Raw genomic sequence first — 1,186 nt, 5'->3', positions numbered from 1 at the left:
TGCGGGTACGATGCTCGGCGGTGCCCACCGACACCACAGGCGCAGCGGCGTCCGGATCGGCGCCGGACTCGACGTCTGGCCCGTCGATCGACACCACGGCACCGGCATCCGTCTCGAAGCGAAGCGTGGGTCGCACCGCAGCGCCGCCCGCACGCCAGCCGCTGCCGGAGAGCCAGAGCGGGCTCGCGGTGCCGCGCGCGCCGTCCGGCGACTCAGGGGCACGCGGTCGTTCGGTCTGCGAAGCGCCGACACCGTGACGCGCCGTCATCGCGGCCGCCACGCGGAACGCGTCCAGCCCGGGCTCGGGGGCGGTGTACGGGGGCAGACGGTCGATGAGACCGGTGTCCATGGCGCCCGCCTGCACCGCATCGTCGGCGATGAGCGTGCGGAGGAACCCGATGTTCGTCTCGACACCGAACAGCACGGTGTCGGCGAGAGCCCGGTCGAGCCGTGCGAGCGCATCGGCGCGGTCGGCACCGTGCGCGATGACCTTGGCGATCATCGGATCGTAGTCTGAGCTCACCGCGCTGCCCGACTCGACGGCGGAATCCGTCCGGGCGCCCGGCGCCTCGCGCCACAGCAGCACTTCTCCCGTGGCGGGGAGGAAGCCGCGCTCGGGCGCTTCGGCGTAGACCCGCGCCTCGATCGCGTGGCCTTCGAGCCGCACCTCGTCCTGCGAGACCAGGAGCGGCAGCCCGGACGCGAGGCGCAGCTGCTGCTCCACGAGGTCGATGGGCTCCTCGTCGCCGATCCGCGCCACGAGCTCGGTGACCGGATGCTCCACCTGCAGCCTCGTGTTCATCTCGATGAAGAAGAACTCATCGGGGCGGTCGCCGGCGACAAGGAATTCCACCGTGCCGGCACCGCAGTAGTCGACGGATGCCGCGGCCGCGCACGCGGCGGCACCGAGGCGGGCGCGCGTCTCGGGGTCGACGACCGGGGACGGAGCCTCTTCGACCACCTTCTGATGGCGTCGCTGCAGCGTGCACTCGCGCTCGCCGAGGTGCACGACGGTGCCGTGCGCGTCGGCCAGGACCTGCACCTCGATGTGGCGGGGCCGCTCGATGAGCCGCTCGAGCAGCAGCGTGTCGTCGCCGAACGCGGCCCCGGCGACCCGTCGCGCGGTCGCGAGCGCGTCGGCGAGGTCGGCCTCGCTGCGCACCACCTGCATGCCCTTGCCGCCGCC

At 73.1% G+C, this 1,186-nt stretch carries 1 protein-coding gene; it reads right to left on the bottom strand.

What is annotated here, in order from left to right; translation table 11 throughout:
• On the bottom strand, positions 1–1,186 hold a 1,186-nt coding region (locus EIO58_RS18250), incomplete at both ends, for an ATP-binding protein (protein ID WP_127820590.1).

It is taken from the genome of Microbacterium sp. CPCC 204701, assembly GCF_004010105.1.
Taxonomy (GTDB): domain Bacteria; phylum Actinomycetota; class Actinomycetes; order Actinomycetales; family Microbacteriaceae; genus Microbacterium.
This window is presented reverse-complemented; position numbering and strand designations above follow the sequence as displayed.